Annotated in this window: 16 protein-coding genes and 1 pseudogene; 10 read left to right on the plus strand and 7 right to left on the minus strand. The window is 72.3% G+C overall.

From position 1 onward, the window contains the following. Positions 1-77 precede the first annotated feature (77 nt). Positions 78-533 (minus strand): archease, encoded by a 456-nt coding sequence (locus ABT232_RS22345; protein WP_351842548.1) that lies wholly within the window; start codon positions 531-533, stop codon positions 78-80. A gap of 111 nt (positions 534-644) precedes the next feature. On the opposite strand from ABT232_RS22345, the gene ABT232_RS22350 reads away from it, so the two are divergent. After that, the gene (locus tag ABT232_RS22350; protein ID WP_351842550.1) at positions 645-1559 is read left to right on the plus strand and encodes an aldo/keto reductase; all 915 of its coding nucleotides are present in this window, start codon (positions 645-647) and stop codon (positions 1557-1559) included. Here the strand turns inward: ABT232_RS22350 and sph are convergent. From sph to ABT232_RS22365, 3 genes are all read right to left on the minus strand, one after another. After that, complete coding sequence (gene sph, locus ABT232_RS22355) at positions 1547-2575, minus strand: sphingomyelin phosphodiesterase (protein WP_351842552.1); 1029 nt, start codon at positions 2573-2575, stop codon at positions 1547-1549. The genes ABT232_RS22350 and sph overlap by 13 nt on opposite strands. A 98-nt stretch (positions 2576-2673) precedes the next feature. Then, positions 2674-3132 (minus strand): pyridoxamine 5'-phosphate oxidase family protein, encoded by a 459-nt coding sequence (locus ABT232_RS22360; RefSeq protein WP_351842554.1) that lies wholly within the window; start codon positions 3130-3132, stop codon positions 2674-2676. Between the two features lie 72 nt (positions 3133-3204). After that, positions 3205-3522: a hypothetical protein gene (locus tag ABT232_RS22365; RefSeq protein WP_351842556.1), complete on the minus strand. Its 318-nt coding sequence runs from the start codon at positions 3520-3522 to the stop codon at positions 3205-3207. Positions 3523-3872: 350 nt separating this feature from the next. Between ABT232_RS22365 and ABT232_RS22370 the strand changes: the two genes are divergently transcribed. The 4 genes from ABT232_RS22370 to ABT232_RS22385 all read left to right on the plus strand — a co-directional run bounded on the left by ABT232_RS22370 (position 3873) and on the right by ABT232_RS22385 (position 7642). Continuing rightward, complete coding sequence (locus ABT232_RS22370) at positions 3873-5618, plus strand: RNA polymerase sigma factor (protein ID WP_351842558.1); 1746 nt, start codon at positions 3873-3875, stop codon at positions 5616-5618. A gap of 122 nt (positions 5619-5740) precedes the next feature. Next, positions 5741-5902 carry a hypothetical protein gene (locus ABT232_RS22375; RefSeq protein WP_351842560.1) on the plus strand — a complete coding sequence of 54 codons (162 nt, stop codon included), beginning with the start codon at positions 5741-5743 and terminating at the stop codon, positions 5900-5902. Between the two features lie 211 nt (positions 5903-6113). After that, on the plus strand, positions 6114-6512 hold the full coding sequence (locus ABT232_RS22380) for a VOC family protein (protein ID WP_351842562.1): 399 nt from the start codon (positions 6114-6116) through the stop codon (positions 6510-6512). Between the two features lie 59 nt (positions 6513-6571). Beyond that, positions 6572-7642 (plus strand): adenosine deaminase, encoded by a 1071-nt coding sequence (locus ABT232_RS22385; RefSeq protein ID WP_351842564.1) that lies wholly within the window; start codon positions 6572-6574, stop codon positions 7640-7642. On the opposite strand, the gene ABT232_RS22390 is transcribed toward ABT232_RS22385, so the two are convergent. Together ABT232_RS22390 and ABT232_RS22395 are read right to left on the minus strand one after the other, a co-directional pair. Beyond that, a complete protein-coding gene (locus tag ABT232_RS22390) occupies positions 7624-8139 on the minus strand; it encodes a mycothiol transferase (protein WP_351842566.1) in 516 nt (171 codons plus the stop codon). The genes ABT232_RS22385 and ABT232_RS22390 overlap by 19 nt on opposite strands. 25 nt (positions 8140-8164) lie before the next feature. Beyond that, on the minus strand, positions 8165-9049 hold the full coding sequence (locus ABT232_RS22395) for a LysR family transcriptional regulator (protein WP_351842568.1): 885 nt from the start codon (positions 9047-9049) through the stop codon (positions 8165-8167). 131 nt (positions 9050-9180) lie between these two features. On the opposite strand from ABT232_RS22395, the gene mgrA reads away from it, so the two are divergent. Beyond that, a complete protein-coding gene (gene mgrA / locus ABT232_RS22400; protein WP_351842570.1) occupies positions 9181-10173 on the plus strand; it encodes an L-glyceraldehyde 3-phosphate reductase in 993 nt (330 codons plus the stop codon). Positions 10174-10268: 95 nt separating this feature from the next. On the opposite strand, the gene ABT232_RS22405 is transcribed toward mgrA, so the two are convergent. Next, the gene (locus ABT232_RS22405) at positions 10269-10550 is read right to left on the minus strand and encodes a DUF1905 domain-containing protein (RefSeq protein WP_351842572.1); all 282 of its coding nucleotides are present in this window, start codon (positions 10548-10550) and stop codon (positions 10269-10271) included. Positions 10551-10763: 213 nt separating this feature from the next. Here ABT232_RS22405 and ABT232_RS22410 point away from each other — a divergent pair, with 213 nt between their 5' ends. The 4 genes and pseudogenes from ABT232_RS22410 to ABT232_RS22425 all read left to right on the plus strand — a co-directional run bounded on the left by ABT232_RS22410 (position 10764) and on the right by ABT232_RS22425 (position 15639). Beyond that, the gene (locus ABT232_RS22410; protein WP_351842574.1) at positions 10764-11174 is read left to right on the plus strand and encodes a hypothetical protein; all 411 of its coding nucleotides are present in this window, start codon (positions 10764-10766) and stop codon (positions 11172-11174) included. A gap of 86 nt (positions 11175-11260) precedes the next feature. Continuing rightward, the gene (locus ABT232_RS22415; RefSeq protein ID WP_351842576.1) at positions 11261-13600 is read left to right on the plus strand and encodes an FHA domain-containing protein; all 2340 of its coding nucleotides are present in this window, start codon (positions 11261-11263) and stop codon (positions 13598-13600) included. A 9-nt stretch (positions 13601-13609) separates the two neighbouring features. Further along, positions 13610-14116, plus strand: a pseudogene (locus ABT232_RS22420) (SH3 domain-containing protein); the annotation flags it as partial. Positions 14117-14646: 530 nt separating this feature from the next. Then, the gene (locus ABT232_RS22425) at positions 14647-15639 is read left to right on the plus strand and encodes a serine/threonine-protein kinase (RefSeq protein ID WP_351842578.1); all 993 of its coding nucleotides are present in this window, start codon (positions 14647-14649) and stop codon (positions 15637-15639) included. Positions 15640-15667: the final 28 nt, after the last annotated feature.

Here is a 15667-nt window from a genome sequence, read left to right on the forward strand (position 1 = left end):
CCGGAACCGGCCGCCGTCCGCACGTCGTACGGCGTCCATGAGACGTCGGTGAGACGTCGCCTGTCGGACGTCCCTTGTCATACGTCGATGGTCACCGCGCACGACCATCCGTACGCGTCCGGCCGGATGCGCAGCTCGTGCCAGGCCACCGCCTTCGGCACCGCCCCGGTGATCTCCACCCGCCCCAGCTCGGCCATCGCGAACCGCACGTCCAGCGCGTCCTCGCGGACCCCGGCCGCCACATCGACCGGGATCTCGCCGCGCACCTCCATGCGGTACACCACCTCGTCGAGCAGAGCCGCCAGCAGCTCCTCGTCGCCCTCCTCGGGCAGCCGTACGTGCGCCACCGAGGAGGGCCGCACCCCGGACACGTCCGCGAAGCACTCGACCATGCCCCGGACCGCCTCCAGCAAGCAGCTCTCCCGGTCGGCACCCCACGCCTCGACGCGGATGTCGGCGGTGTGCTCGGAAGCCCGGTGCCCGCTCGTGCCGCGTCGTCGCACCGCGATGTCGTCGTCCGTGTCACCGACCATGTGCCCCCGAGTTCCCCGGTCGCGCCGCCCGCACACGACCCCGGGAACGGGGCCGCGCCGACCCCGCGCGACCCGGTCGGACAGGCGCGTGGAGCGTGCGAGACTCCTTCGATGACCTCCGAAACGATCACCGCGGACGCCGCGGGCACCTGGACCCTCGGCCACCTCTCCGTCGGTCGCGTCGGCTTCGGCGCGATGCGGCTCACCGGCACCGCCGCCTTCCACCTCGGCACGCCCCGCGACCGCGCCGGGTCGATCGCCGTCCTGCGCCGGGCCGTCGACCTCGGGGTCCGTCACATCGACACGGCCGCCTTCTACTTCTCCGCCCTGCGCTCCGCCAACGAACTGATCAACAGCGCGCTGGCGCCGTACTCCGACGACCTGCTGATCGCCACCAAGGTCGGCCCGCACCGCGAGTTCGACGGAACCTGGGGCACCGCGGCGAGCCCCGACCGGCTGCGCGGACAGGTCGAGGAGAACCTGCGCCAGCTCGGCCGCGACCACCTCGACCTGGTCTACCTGCGGCGGATGCGGCAGGAGTCGATAGCCGAGCACTTCGGGGCGCTGGCCGAGCTGCGCGACGCCGGCCTCGTCCGGCACCTGGGCCTGTCCGCCGTCGAGCCCCGGCACCTGGCCGAGGCGCAGGCCATCGCACCGGTGGTGAGCGTGCAGAACCGGTACGGGCTCGACGCCCCGGACCCGGCTTCCGACGAACTGCTGCGCCGCTGCGGCGAACAGGGCATCGCCTTCGTGCCGTTCTACGCCGTCGCCGGTCAGGGCGGAGAGCGGGGCGCGCCCGCGGCCCAGGACGAGGAGGTGCCGGCCGTCGCCCGCGCCCACGGCGCCAGCCCCGCGCAGGTCCGGATCGCCTGGACGCTGCACCAGGGCCCGCACGTCCTCGCCATTCCCGGCACCGGCGATCCCGCCCACCTCGCCGAGAACGTGGCGGCGGGCGCGCTGCGCCTCACCGACGCCGAACTGGCCCGCCTCGACGCCCGCCGGAAGGAGTCGGCTCAGCCCGCGTGACCGATCACGGGGTAGTGGTCCGACAGGTTGGTGTACGTGTACGCGGTGCCCCAGCTCGACACCGTCCAGGGCGCCGAGGTCTCCTTCACCACGTCGTTCTTCCACACCGCCGGCCGGGCGTGGCCGGCGCGGTACAGGACGTGGTCCAGGTCCTCGCGCGGGTCGTCCGGGTAGCGGTCACGGGCGATGGAGTTCTCCTCGGTGTCGAAGGAGTACGGATGCCCGGTACGGGCCTGCGGGCCCACCAGGCTGCCGTCGGCGAGCATCGAGTCGTACTCGGCGCCGCGCGAGTCCACGTTCAGATCACCGGCGACCAGGACCTGCTCGGCCGCCGGGATGTTCTTGGCGTCAAGGAACGCGTCGATCGCCTTGAACTGGCGGCTGCGCATCGCCGCGGCCTCGCCCGCGTCGCAGCCGGGGTCCGTCGACTGGGCGTGGGTGCCCACGATGTGCACGCGGGCGCCGGACACGTTCAGCACCACGTAGGCGAAGCCCTTGGCGGACCACCAGTCGGACCCGCAGGCGTCCCGGTAGACGTACTGCTCCTTGCGCAGGACCGGCCACTTGCTGAGCACGGTGACACCGCCGTCCTCAGGCGTCGTCGCCGAGTAGGCACCGCCCGTCGCGTCCCAGCCGTCCTTGCTCCGCCCGACCACCGGCGTCTGGTACGGGTAGGCGGTCGAGGCGGCCCGCTTCAGCGCGTCCGAGGAGGAGTTGTCGAAGGCCTCCTGAAGCACCACCACGTCGTTGCCCTGGAAGAAGGACGCCTTCGCGATCTCCGCCGCGCGATGGTCCTGCCCCCAGTTCGGATACAGGCTCCTGCTGAAAAGGAACACGTTGTACGACAGGACCCGCACCTGCGGCACCTGCTCGGCGGCGCCGGCGGCGGGCGCCGTGCCCGCGAGCCCCGCGCCGGCGAGGGCGAGGACGAGCACGGCTGCGCCGGTGGTGCGGCGCGTGGCGAAGAGCGTCACTGGATCTCCCTGTGGAGGAAGGGGCTGAGTGGCGCCGCACATCAAACCACCGGGGATTACTCTCAGGTAACTACCGTGCGATCAAAGAACGTCGCCGGGACGAATGCCGACGGGACCCCGGTGTGTTGAGACGAGTGTGTTCAGACGACCCACACGCCGTCCCGCATCAGGTACCGCCCCGGCATCTCGTGCACCCCGTGCATGGCCTGCACGGCCAGCGGACGCACCCGGAACCAGGCGTACGAAGGGCTGTCCGCGCCCGGATCCCAGCCGTACTTGGCGATGTACGCCCGCGCGGTCGCCGCCGGTACCTCGTCGCGGGTGAGGACCTCCGCCTCGCCGTCGATCAGCACCACGTCCTGGGTGTCGCCGAGCGCCAGCCGGGCGCGCAGCCCGTCGCGCAGATTGCGTCCGGTCGGATTGGTCGTCCGCGTCGCCAGCCACACCGCCTCCCCGTCCCACAGGAACCAGAGAGCGACCAGCCAGGGCGTCCCGTCGGCCGCCGCGGACGCCACCCAGACGTCCTCCTCCCGCTCCAGCCGGGCCAGGACGTCCTGCTTGCGCTGCTCGGGGGTGCGGGGAGGCTGAGTGATCTTCATGCGGGGACGGTACCGGCGGTGCCGCTCCCCGCACCTCCGCCGCCGGGCGGACGGCTCGCTCGGCCCTGAGACCTAGGTCGTGTCCGGCGTACCGGAGGTCGGGAGACTGTCCGCCGGCGGCCGCGTTCCGCCTCGGCGTCTCCTCAGCTCGGCGAGCCATGCCCGTACCTGTGCGTCGTCGTGCAGGTGGCCGCCGCTCACGCCCGCGGGGAGATCGATTCCGTGGAGGCGGTCCAGCGCCCACCAGGACAGGTCGTCCCAGTCGATCCCGTCCTCGGTCACCCACCTCGCCGCCCAGCGGTCGGCCTCGTCCCGAGGCAACCGGCCCGCGGCCAGCTCGACGAAGACATCCTCGATCTCGTCGAGGGTCGGCCGGCCACTGGCATCCATGCCCTGACCGTACCGGCAGGACGATCGTGGCCCGAGGGGTGCCGGCCCGGCTCCGGGAATCCGCCGCCCTCCGCCTCGGCCCTCCGGGGGCGCACGCGCTCCCGCCTCGTGCGCTGGGGTACGCCGACGAGGGGGCCGGTGAGGACTCGCGCCGGAGTCAACTCCCCGTCCGCCGGGCACGGTTGACCGCGCGGAGGCTTCGGTGGCGGCCGGTCTCCGGCCGTTCCGTGAGGAGATGTGCCGCGCCGCGGAAGATCTTGACCTCCTCGCGCGACTGGATCGCTGAGAGCACGTCGAAGACCGCGGGCAACGGGCCCGCCGGGCGTGCGGAGAGGCGAGAAGTGGTGGCGATGGACGACAGGGAACTCGTCGAACGGTTCCGCGAGGGAGACGCGGAGGCCGGACGACGGCTGTGGGAACAGCACGGCTCACTGCTGTTCAACCTGGCCTTGCAAAAGCTGAACGGCCACCGGGAGGACGCCGAGGACGCGGTCGTCGAGACCTTCCTCGCGCTGGCGGAGTACCGGAAGCCGATCCGTAACCTCAGGGGATGGCTGAAGACCGTCGTCGAACGGGCGGCGGTGTCCGAGGTCCGGCGGCTGAAGCCCCGGCTGACGGACGAGCAGCACGAGCACCTGCGCGACTCCCGGACCCAGGAGGAGGCGGAGTACCGGGAGGCCCTGCACCAGTGGAACAGCGTCCTGCGGGCCCTCACCGAGGCGGAACAGCGGGTGATGAGGCTGACCGTCCTCGGCGAGGAGTCGGGATGGACCAACGCGGAGCAGGCCCGGGCCCTCGGCATCAGCACCCCCGTGTACTTCCAGCGGCGCACCAGGGCGCGCAAGCGCGTGGAGGACGCGGTGCTCCTGCTGCACCTGGTCCGGCGGAGGCCGGCGTGCCAGGAACTGCGCGACCTCCTCGGCGTCCCCGAGGGCGGTGACGATGCCCGGCTCACCCCGGCATCGCTGGAGGACGGGACGGCCCACCTGCGGACCTGCGGCGTCTGCGGGACCGACCAGGAGAATCTGCGGCACCTGCGCAAGCTGCCCGTGGCGCTGCTCGCGCCGTCGCCCGAGCTGTACGACCGGGTGCGCACCGTCTGCGACGCACGGCGCCCGGAGAACGATCCGGGGGAGGCGCGCCGCGAAACCTCTCGGAGCGACGCTCGGACCGCGCGCCGGGACGCGCCCCCGTCGGCCCCCCGGCTCGCCCGACCGCAGCGACCGCGGCGACGGCAGGTGCGCCGGCGACCGCGGCGAGCGCTGGGCCGCGCGGCGACGACGCTCGGGGCCGGTGCGCTGGCCTCGATCGTCGCCCTCACCGTCATCGACAAGAGCGGAGCGGACATCGCGCTGCCCGACTTCGGGACCCTGCCCGGTATCGGCGCCACCGCCGAACCGGGCACACCGGGCGGCGGCACCGACGGGGGCGGCGCGAACGGCGGCGGCAACGGGGGCAGCTCCAGGGGTGGCACGAACGGCGGGGGCTCCGACGGAGGCGGCGGGAACGGAGGCGGCACCAGCGAGGGCAACACCAGCCAAGGCACCAGCGAGGGCAACACGAGCGAGGGGAACACCAACGAGGGCACCAGCGACGGCGGCACGAGCGAGGGCAACACCAACGAGGGCAACACCAACGAGGGCAACACCAACGAAGGCAACACCAACGAAGGCACCGGCAACGGCGGGGTCGTGGAACCGCCCCCGGACACCACCGGCCCCAGCGTCTCCCTCACCGGCCTCAGTGCCGACGCGGTCGGGCAGGAGGTGGTCGACACCCACGGTTCGCTGATGCAGACGTGCGGTCCGGACGGCACGCCCACCACCTACAGCGTGTGGCTGTCGGCGTCCGACCCCTCGGGCATCCTCCGCCTGACGCTGTACATCGAGCACCCCACCGACGGGACGTACGAGAGCAGTGACTGGATCGCCGACGGCGACACCGCGCGGTTCGACATCCCGGCGTACCGGACGGGCCCGAAGGCCCTGGAGACGGTGCCGCTGCACCTCTACGCCACGGCGAAGGACATGAACGGCAACCGCACCGACGCCGATCTCGGGACGCTGCCGCTGTACGAGTGCGGCGAGCCCGGCTGACCCTCGGCGACGAGCCGCCACCCGGCCCTGCGGCCCCGTCCTCACCCCCGGAGGAACACATGACGTCCGCACCCCGCCCCGGACCACCGACCCCCTGCCACCGCTTTCCGACCGGCCCCCTCATGAGCCTGCACGCCGCCGTCGTCCTGCTGGCGGCGCTCGTCTTCGGCATGGTCGTCGGAGGCCTCACCTTCCTCGGCGGCACCCCGACCGCCGGCGCGGTCCTCGTGGGCGTGCTGGGCGGCAGCGGCAGCGTGCCCGCCCTGCACACGCTCATCGGCTGACGAACGAGGACACGACGAGCGACATCTCGCGGTGAGGTGCGGGCCACCCCGGCGTGGCCCGCACCCCCACGCGCCCCACCGGCCCCCGACCCCACCGGCCCCGACCCCACCGCCATCCGCAAGCCCTCAAGGTCAAGGCGACTGGCATCCGTCAGGTTTTACGTATAACCTCTTCCGTCAACCCCTGGCTCCCACCCGCCGAAAGGTCCCCATGAGACGCGTCGCCCTGGTCACCCTCGTCGTCGACGACTACGACGAGGCGATCCGCTTCTACACCGAGGCCCTGGGCTTCCATCTGGCCGAGGACGCGCCGCGGCCGGACGGGTCCCGCTGGGTCGTGGTCGAGCCCTCGGCCGCCGGCGCCGGCGCCGGTACCGCCCTGCTCCTCGCCCGGGCCAAGGACGACGCGCAGCGCGGCCGGGTCGGGGACCAGACCGGCGGACGGGTCGGGTTCTTCCTGCACACCGACGACTTCGCCCGCGACCACGCCCGGATGACCGCCGCGGGCGTGACCTTCCTGGAGGAGCCCCGGCACGAGCCGTACGGCACGGTCGCCGTCTTCCAGGACCTCTACGGCAACCGCTGGGACCTGCTCCAGCCCGCCTCCTGATCCACCCCGCCTGATCCACCCCGCACTTCTCCCACCGACCCGCCGAGGAACGACCGCACATGTCATCTACGCGCATAGACGCCGACGTACTCCGCCGACTGCCGAAGGCCGTCCTGCACGACCACCTGGACGGAGGCCTGCGCCCCGCGACCGTGGTGGAGCTTGCCCGCGAGGTCGGCCACACCCTGCCCACCACCGACCCGGACGAGCTGGCCGCCTGGTTCTACGAGGCGGCCAACTCCGGTGACCTGGTCCGCTACATCGCCACCTTCGAGCACACCCTGGCCGTGATGCAGACCCGCGAGGGCCTGCTGCGCACCGCCGAGGAGTACGTCCTCGACCTGGCGGCCGACGGCGTGGTCTACGGCGAGGTCCGCTACGCCCCCGAGCTGAACACCAGCGGCGGCCTGACGATGCGCGAGGTCGTCGAGACGGTGCAGGAGGGCCTGGCCGCCGGTATGGCCAAGGCCGCGGCGGCCGGCACCCCGGTGCGCGTCGGCACCCTGCTGTGCGGCATGCGGATGTTCGACCGCGTCCAGGAGGCCGCCGAGCTGGCCGTCGCCTACCGCGACGCGGGCGTCGTCGGCTTCGACATCGCCGGCGCCGAGGACGGCTTCCCGCCCGCCGACCACCTCGCCGCCTTCGAGCACCTGCGCCGCGAGAGCGTGCCGTTCACCATCCACGCCGGTGAGGCGCACGGCCTGCCCAGCATCCACCAGGCCCTCCAGGTGTGCGGCGCCCAGCGCGTCGGCCACGGCGTGCGGATCACCGAGGACATCGTCGACGGCAAGCTCGGCCGTCTGGCCGGCTGGGTCCGCGACCGCCGGATCGCCCTGGAGATGTGCCCGACCTCCAACCTCCAGACGGGCGCCGCCACCTCCATCGCCGAGCACCCGATCACCGCTCTGAAGGACCTCGGCTTCCGGGTCACCCTGAACACCGACAACCGTCTGGTGTCGGGCACCACCATGACCCGCGAGATGTCCCTGCTGGTCGAGCAGGCCGGCTGGACCGTCGAGGACCTGCGCACGGTCACCGTGAACGCCGTGAAGAGCGCGTTCATCCCGTTCGACGAGCGCAAGGCCCTCATCGAGGACGTCGTCCTGCCGGGTTACGCCGCGGCGCTCTGAACCAGCCCGCGCGCATAGGCGGCCTGTCCGACGTGCTGGAGATCGTCGGACAGGACGCTGACCAGCCGTACGCCGAGGGTGACCGGTGGGTCCCAGCGCTCGTCCACGACGCGTTCGAGGTCCTTGGCGGCCAGACCGCGCACGAACCCCAGCGTCTGCTCGTGGACGGCGTCGTAGTACCCGGTCAGCAGGTCGGGTGAGTCCACCCGTACCTTGGCGACCTTCGCGGAGGTGTGCCCGTAGCCGGTGTCCCGGCGCGGCAGGTCCAGGCCGAAGCGCTTCTCCCAGCCGCCGGCCAGCCACACCTGGTCGAGGCCCGAGGCGTCGGCGAGGTGGTCGTCCTGGACCCGGGTGAGATGCCAGACCAGCCAGGCGACGGAGTTGGCGTCGGGGCCGGGCCGGGCGTTCAGCTCGTCGGCCGTCAGCCCTTCGACGGCGGCATGGACTTCTTCCCGGATGCGGCCGTAGCCGTCGATGAGGATGTCCTTGGCGTGCATGGGTCCACCATGGCCCGGCGGCCGCTCACTCGCCCCTCGTCTCCAGAAGTGCCATCAGGGCGCGCGCGGCCGGACTGGTGGCCTCCGGCGGCGGCAGCAGGGCCACCGTCTCGTACGCGGCCTCGCCCGTGCCCTTCAGCGGCAGCGCGGCGAGCGACGGCCGCTTGTGCCGGAAGTGGTGCGGCACCACGGCGATGCCCAGGTCCTCGTCGAGCAGGTCGAGCAGGCTGTGCACGTCGTTGACCTCCAGCGCCACCGTCCGCCGCACGCCCGCGGCGGCGAACACCGCGTCCGTGGTGCGGCGCGGCCCCCAGTCCGGGTGGAAGTCGACGAACACCTCGTCGCCGATGTCGTCGGGGGTGACGGCCGCTCCGGCGGCCGCCAGCGGATGGCTGGGATGGCACAGCACGGTCATCGGCTCGGCGGTCAGCGCCTCGGAGCGCAGCTGCTCGGTCTCCGCCTCGGTGCCGACCGCGAACGCCAGGTCCAGGCGTCCGGCGGCCACCTCCTCCGCCAGCGCCCCGGAGCCCGCCTGCCGCAGCCGGATCTCCACGTCCGGATGGCGCCGCCGGAACGCGGCGAGCAGCCCGGCCACCGGCACCCCGGCGATGCACTGCTCGGTGCCCAGGGCGAGCGTGCCGCGCAGCACGCCCTGCACGGCGGCGACCGCCTCGTGCGCCGCCCGTACCTGCGCGAGGACGCGCTCCGCCTCGACCAGCAGCGCCCGGCCCGCCTCGGTGAGGGTCACCCGGCGGGTGGTGCGCACGAACAGCGGGGTCTGCAGCTCCCGTTCCAGGGCCCGGATCGAGGCGGACAGGCCCGACTGGGACACCATCAGCCGTTCGGCCGCCCGGGTGAAATGCTGGTCCTCGGCGACCGCGAGGAAGTGCCTGAGCTGGCGGAGTTCCATGACTGAGAAGCGTAGCCGCTGAATTCCATCGGATTCTTCTGTTGGACCACTGGCCGCAGGTCACGACAGAGTAGGGGGCGGTTTCGGTCCCCCGGAGCCACCTCCCGTGTGCCAACCCCTCAGGAGTCGCGTTGTACACCGCACACCCCGACCGCTACGCCGAGATGCCCTACCGGCGCACCGGCCGCAGCGGCCTCAAGCTCCCCGCGCTGTCGCTCGGCCTGTGGCACAACTTCGGCCCCGACCGGCCCGTCGAGACCCAGCGCGCCATCCTGCGCCGCGCCTTCGACCTCGGCGTCACCCACTTCGACCTCGCCAACAACTACGGTCCGCCGCCCGGCGCCGCCGAGTCCGCGCTCGGCGAGGCGCTGAAGGCCGACTTCGCGCCGTACCGCGACGAGCTGGTGATCTCCACCAAGGCCGGCTATCTGATGTGGCCGGGCCCGTACGGCGAGTGGGGTTCGCGGAAGTACCTGCTGTCGTCGCTGGACCAGAGCCTGAAGCGGATGGGCCTGGATCATGTCGACATCTTCTACTCGCACCGCCCGGACCCGGAGACTCCGCTGGAGGAGACGATGGGCGCCCTGCACTCCGCCGTGCAGCAGGGCAAGGCGCTGTACGTCGGTGTCTCGAACTACTCCCCGGAGCAGACCCGGGAGGCCGCCCGCATCCTCGGCGAGCTGGGCACCCCGCTGCTGATCCACCAGCCGCGCTACTCGATGCTCGACCGGCGCCCCGAGGAGGAGGGCCTGCTGGACACGCTGGACGAGCTGGCGGTCGGTTCCATCGCCTACTCGCCGCTCGAGCAGGGCGTGCTCACCGCCCGCTACCTCGACGGCATCCCCGAGGACTCGCGGGCCGCGAGCGACAGCCCGTTCCTGAACTCGGACGCGCTGACCGAGGAACTGGTCGGCAAGCTGCGCGCGCTCGACGAGATCGCCAAGTCGCGCGGCCAGTCGCTGGCCCAGATGGCGCTCGCCTGGGTGCTGCGCGGCGGCCGGGTCACCTCCGCCCTGGTCGGCGCGAGCAGCCCGCGGCAGCTGGAGGACAGCGTCGCCGCGATCGGCAATCTGGACTTCGACACGGACGAGCTGGCCCGCATCGACGAGATCGTCACGGCGTAGCACCTCGCCGGATCACCCGAGTTCCGGCATTCCAGGATTCCCGGATGCCCGGAGGCGACGGCCGCCTCCGGGCATCCGGCATGTCCGCCGAAGACTCAGAGGCGCTCCTCCAGACGCACCGTCACCGTGTCGCCCTCGCCCTTGCCGATCGCCCGGCGCACCTCCGCCTTGACGGGCAGTTTGTGGGTTCCGTCGCCCAGTGCCATGAAAGAGCCGCGGAATGGGTGCCCGTCGATCTTTCCGCTTATCTTGATCAATCCACGGGTGCCGAAATACGCGACCGATTCCGGCCACACGACATAGGTCCAGCCACCCTTCTCAGGGCTCCTGCGCAGGACCGCGGTGAATTCCACGTCCACTTTTCCGGTCTTATCCATACCCCTGTAGACCGAGGCCCGAGGTCAAACTCATCGCGCCCGTCGCATTCCGGCCAATCGCCGTGCGGAATATGCCAGGAGACTGGCCAAAAAGCCATGGTGACAGTGGTTCAAGAGTGAAGATACTCGACAGTCAGGGGCACTTCACCGCACAGGAGCCGCACGAAAGCGAGGCACGCCCGGCAGGCGAGCAAGGGAACGGGGGAGGCGAACGTGCACGACGAATTCCTGTGCCATGTCACCGCGTACGGCACCTGCGGTGGGCAGCGCATCGGAGTACCTCTGGGCACCTATCGGGCGCCCACCCTGGCACTCGCGCTGTGGTGGCTGCGGGACCGCGCCACCTGGATCGCCGAACGGCTCGACCCCCTGCCCGGCGGCGAGCCCTACCCGCCCAACGCGCTCGTCCCGGTCGCCGACACCGTCACCGACGTACCCGCCGTACTGCGCACCTGGTGTGCGGACACCGAACGGCAGGAACTGATCGCCGACGAACTGGCGGCCGGACGGCTGGTCCGCATCGCCGTCAGCGACGACACCACCGAGTACGAGCTGATGGCCGAGTCCATCGACGCCCTGCGGATGCAGCGGACCCTCCCGGGGCTCGTCATGCCGGTCGCCTGACCGCCGCGCGGGCCGGTCGCGGGCGTGCGGGATCCGGCCCGCCGGCGATCAAGCGCGCAAATGGACGAATCGGTAGACTTTTGGGCATGACGGAGCGGCCTGCCGCATCGACGGCGCCCGAACTCGTCCTGGAGACCGACACGGGCTCCACGGTGATCACGCCCGCCCGCGACTACCACGTCGGACGGGACCCCCTCAGCGACATCGTCCTCGACGACTCCCGCGTCTCCTGGCACCACGCGGTGCTCCATCCCGACAGCGACCACTGGACGCTCCAGGACGCGCACAGCACCAACGGCACCTACGCCGACGGCCGGCGCGTCCACGAACGCGGCGTCGGCCCCGGCAGCGTCATCCGCTTCGGCAACCCCGACGACGGCCCCCGCGCCGTGCTGACCGGCCTGATGACCCGCGCCCGCGAGCGCCCCTCGGCGGTCTCCCGGCCCGCCGTCACCGGCACCTTCCGGCAGCCGACCAGCGTACGGCCGCTGCCCACCAGGACTGTCCGCATCGGCCGCGCCGCCGACAACGACCTGGTCGTGGACGACCTGATCGTCTCCCGCCACCACGCCGAACTGCGCACGCACACCGACGGCACCTTCGAGATCGTCGACCTCGGCAGCCACAACGGCACGTATCTCAACGGTCTGCTCGTCACCAGCGCCGAGATCGGCCCGGGCGACATCGTGGGCGTCGGCCACTCCGACTTCTGCCTCGTCGGCGACCAGCTCCAGCAGTACGTCGACACCGGCGAGATCTCCCTCGACGTCCAGGACCTCACCGTCGCCGTCGACCGCGGCCGCAAACAGCTCCTCGGCCACGTCTCCTTCCCGGTGGCGGAGAAGTCCCTGCTCGCGGTCGTCGGCCCGAGCGGCGCCGGCAAGTCCACCCTGATGAACGCGCTCACCGGCCAGCGACCCGCCGACCACGGCACCGTCCTCTACGACGGCCGCGACCTCTACCACGACTACGCCGAGCTGCGCCAGCGCATCGGCCTCGTCCCGCAGGACGACATCCTGCACGCCCAGCTGACCGTCCAGGCCGCCCTCAACTACGCCGCGGACCTGCGCTTCCCGCAGGACACCGCCAAGGACGAGCGCCGCGCCCGGGTCGACGAGGTGATCCGCGAACTCGGCCTGGAGGCACGCACCCGGCAGCCCGTGCACAGCCTCTCCGGCGGTCAGCGCAAGCGGGTCAGCGTGGCGCTGGAGCTGCTGACCAAGCCGTCGCTGCTCTTCCTCGACGAGCCGACCTCCGGCCTCGACCCCGGCATGGAGCGCTCGGTGATGCACATGCTGCGCGGCCTCGCCGACGACGGCCACACCGTCATCGTCGTCACCCACAGCGTGCTCAGCCTGGACGTCTGCGACCGCCTGCTGTTCCTGGCCCCCGGCGGCAAGGTGGCCTACTACGGGCCGCCCGGCGACGCCCTCGCCTTCTTCGGCGCCGAGCACTGGCCGGAGGCCTTCGAGGCGTTCGAACGGGACAAGGAGCGCGACTGGGCGGGGGAGTACCTCGACTCGCCCTACCACCGGCGGTACATCGCCGACGCCACCGCCCAACCCCAGCTGCCCCGCAAGGCACCCGTCGCCCCGGGGCCGCCCCCGCAGCCCCGCGGCTGGTTCGCCCAGCTCGGCACCCTGATCCGCCGCTACGCCGCGGTGCTCTCCGCCGACCGCACCTTCCTCGCCATCATGATCGCGCTGCCGTTCGTGATGGGCGCCATGGCCCGCGCCCTGGCGGGCGGCGAGCTGACCCGCAAGAGCGCACTGAACGCGCTGCTCATCCTGTGCGTCGGCGGCGTGCTGACCGGCGCCGCCAACGCCGTGCGCGAACTCGTCAAGGAACGTGTCATCTACCAGCGGGAGAGAGCCGTGGGCCTGTCCAGATCGGCCTACCTGATGTCCAAGGTCGTCGTGCTCGGCACGATCACCGTGGCGCAGGCCGTGGTGCTCACCCTCGTCGCCCTGCTCGGCGTCGACCTCAGGGCCCCCGGCGGCCAGGGCGTGCTGATGCCGCCCCTTGTCGAGATCACGGTCGCCGTGGCCCTGCTCGCCTTCACCGCGATGATGCTCGGCCTGGTGGTCTCCGCGCTGGTGCGCAAGGAGGAGGTGACGATGCCGCTGCTGGTGCTGCTCGCCATCGTCCAGGTCGTCTTCTGCGGCGCCCTGCTGTCGCTCGACGGCGTCCTCGTCCTGGAACAGCTGGCCTGGCTGGTGCCCTCCCGCTGGGCGTTCGCCGCGATGGCCGGCACCGTCGACCTGGCCCGGCTCTCGCCCGGCAGCCTGACCGGCGATCCGCTCTTCGCGCACACGGCGGACGTGTGGCTGCTCAACGTGGGCATGCTGGTGGTCCTCTCGCTGGTCTTCGGCTGGCTGGTGTCCCGCCTGCTGCGCCGCCATGAACCCGTCGTGATGCGGAAGTAGGCGCCGATGATGACGCGTTCCGGTTTCCGGCCCACCCACGTCGTCCCCCGGCGCGGCATGTCCGCCTGGGAGACCCCGGACCTCGACCGGCCGACAGCAGCCCTCGATCCGCTGCTGCCGGTGCAACTGGTCGAGCGGCGCGGCGACTGGGGCCGCATCCTGTGCTCCAACGGCTGGTCGGCCTGGGTCGACGGCCGCCATCTGGTGGCCGTACCGACCGACCCGCCCACCGAGCAGCACCGGCTCGCACCCGGCGGCGACCCGCGACCGCTGCTCGCCCGCGCCGAACGGGCCCTGGCCGGCTACCGGGCCGCCGTGGAGGAACTGACGGACGGCCACCTCGACGGCGAGTCCTTCCGCGACCGCACCCGCGGACTGCGGATCGGCGTGGTCGTCGAAGGCGAGGACGTCTGGCTGTACGACGCCGAACGCGAGCGCTGGGCGTACAGCGACGGCACCCGTCTGAGCACCTACGCCCCCGACGAGGCCCCCCGTGCCGAGGAGGACCGCGGACACCGCGACCGCCACGCCGCCGAGGTACGCGGCCACCCGCGCCGCGACACGGAGGACGCGAGCCACGCGTCGGACCGTGGCTACACGACGGACGGCGGCTACACGACGGACCTCGGCCACCCGACGGACCGCGGGTACACCACGGACCGCGGCTATACCGAGGCCCGGAGCCGCCCGCCGGACCGGGACCACTCCGAGGACCGGGACCACACCGACGACCGGGACCACTCCGAGGACCGGGGCTACACCGATCACGGCTACACCGAGGGCCGGGGCTTCACGGAGGACCGCCGCCTCACCAGGGACCGAGGCTTCACCGACGAGCGCGGTTACACCGACGAGCGGGGCTTCACGGACGAACGCGGCTTCACGGAGGAGCGGGGGCACCGGCCGCACCGGGGCCACACCGAGGAGCGGCGCTATCCGAAGGGCCGAGGCCGCCAGGAGCGTGGGAAACGTCCGCAGGACCGGGACCGCGCCGAGGACCCCTCGGAGGCGCCGACCCGCCTGGTGTCCGGCGACGGTGAGTGGTGATGACGGGGGACACCGCCGCGTTCTCCGGCCGGTCGACGGAGATGATCGGCCGGCGGATCGCCGGCTACCGCATCGAGCAGGAGGTCGGCCGCGGCGGAATGGCCGTCGTCTACCGGGCCCAGGACCTGCACCTCGACCGCACGGTCGCGCTCAAGCTGCTCGCCCCCGAACTGGCCCGCAACGACACCTTCCGCAAACGCTTCACCCGCGAGTCCCAGGTGGCCGCCGCCCTCGACCACCCCAACATCGTGCCGGTCTACGACGCGGGCGAGACGGACGGCGTGCTCTACATCGCCATGCGCTACGTCGCCGGCCGCGACCTGCGCCGGATGCTCGACCGGGAGGGCCCGCTGCCACCCGCCACCGCCCTGCGCATCGGCGCGCAGGTGGCCTCCGCGCTGGACGCCGCCCACGATCACGGACTGGTCCACCGGGACGTCAAACCCGGCAACATCCTGATCGCCCGCGGCACCGACAGCGAACACCCCGAGCACGCCTACCTCACCGACTTCGGCCTGACCAAGAAGTCGCTGTCCCTCACCGGCCTCACCACGGTCGGCCAGTTCGTCGGCACCCTCGACTACGTCGCCCCGGAGCAGATCTCCGGCCGCCCCGTCGACGGCCGCTGCGACGTCTACGGCCTGGCCTGCGTGGTCTACGAGACCCTGGCGGCCCGGCCGCCGTTCCTCCGCGACGACGACATGGCGCTGCTCTGGGCCCACCAGCACGACGAGCCGCCCCCGCTCACCGAGTCCCGCCCGGACCTCGCCCCGCGCCTCGACACCGTGTTCGCCCGCGCCCTCGCCAAGAGCCCCGACCAGCGGTACGACTCCTGCCTGGCCTTCGTCGCCGCCCTGCGCGAGGCGCTCAGCGCCCGCACCCAGAACCGGCACCCGCCGACGGAGCTGGACGTGCCGGTCGTACCGGAACGGGGAGAGCGGCCGAAGCCGCCGCCGCGCTGGGCCGAGCCGGTCTTCGGCCGGCACGGCTAGGGCCCGTGGCGCGGGCCACCCGCCGTGA

This window comes from Streptomyces sp. NPDC001532 (assembly GCF_040298625.1).
Lineage (GTDB): Bacteria > Actinomycetota > Actinomycetes > Streptomycetales > Streptomycetaceae > Streptomyces.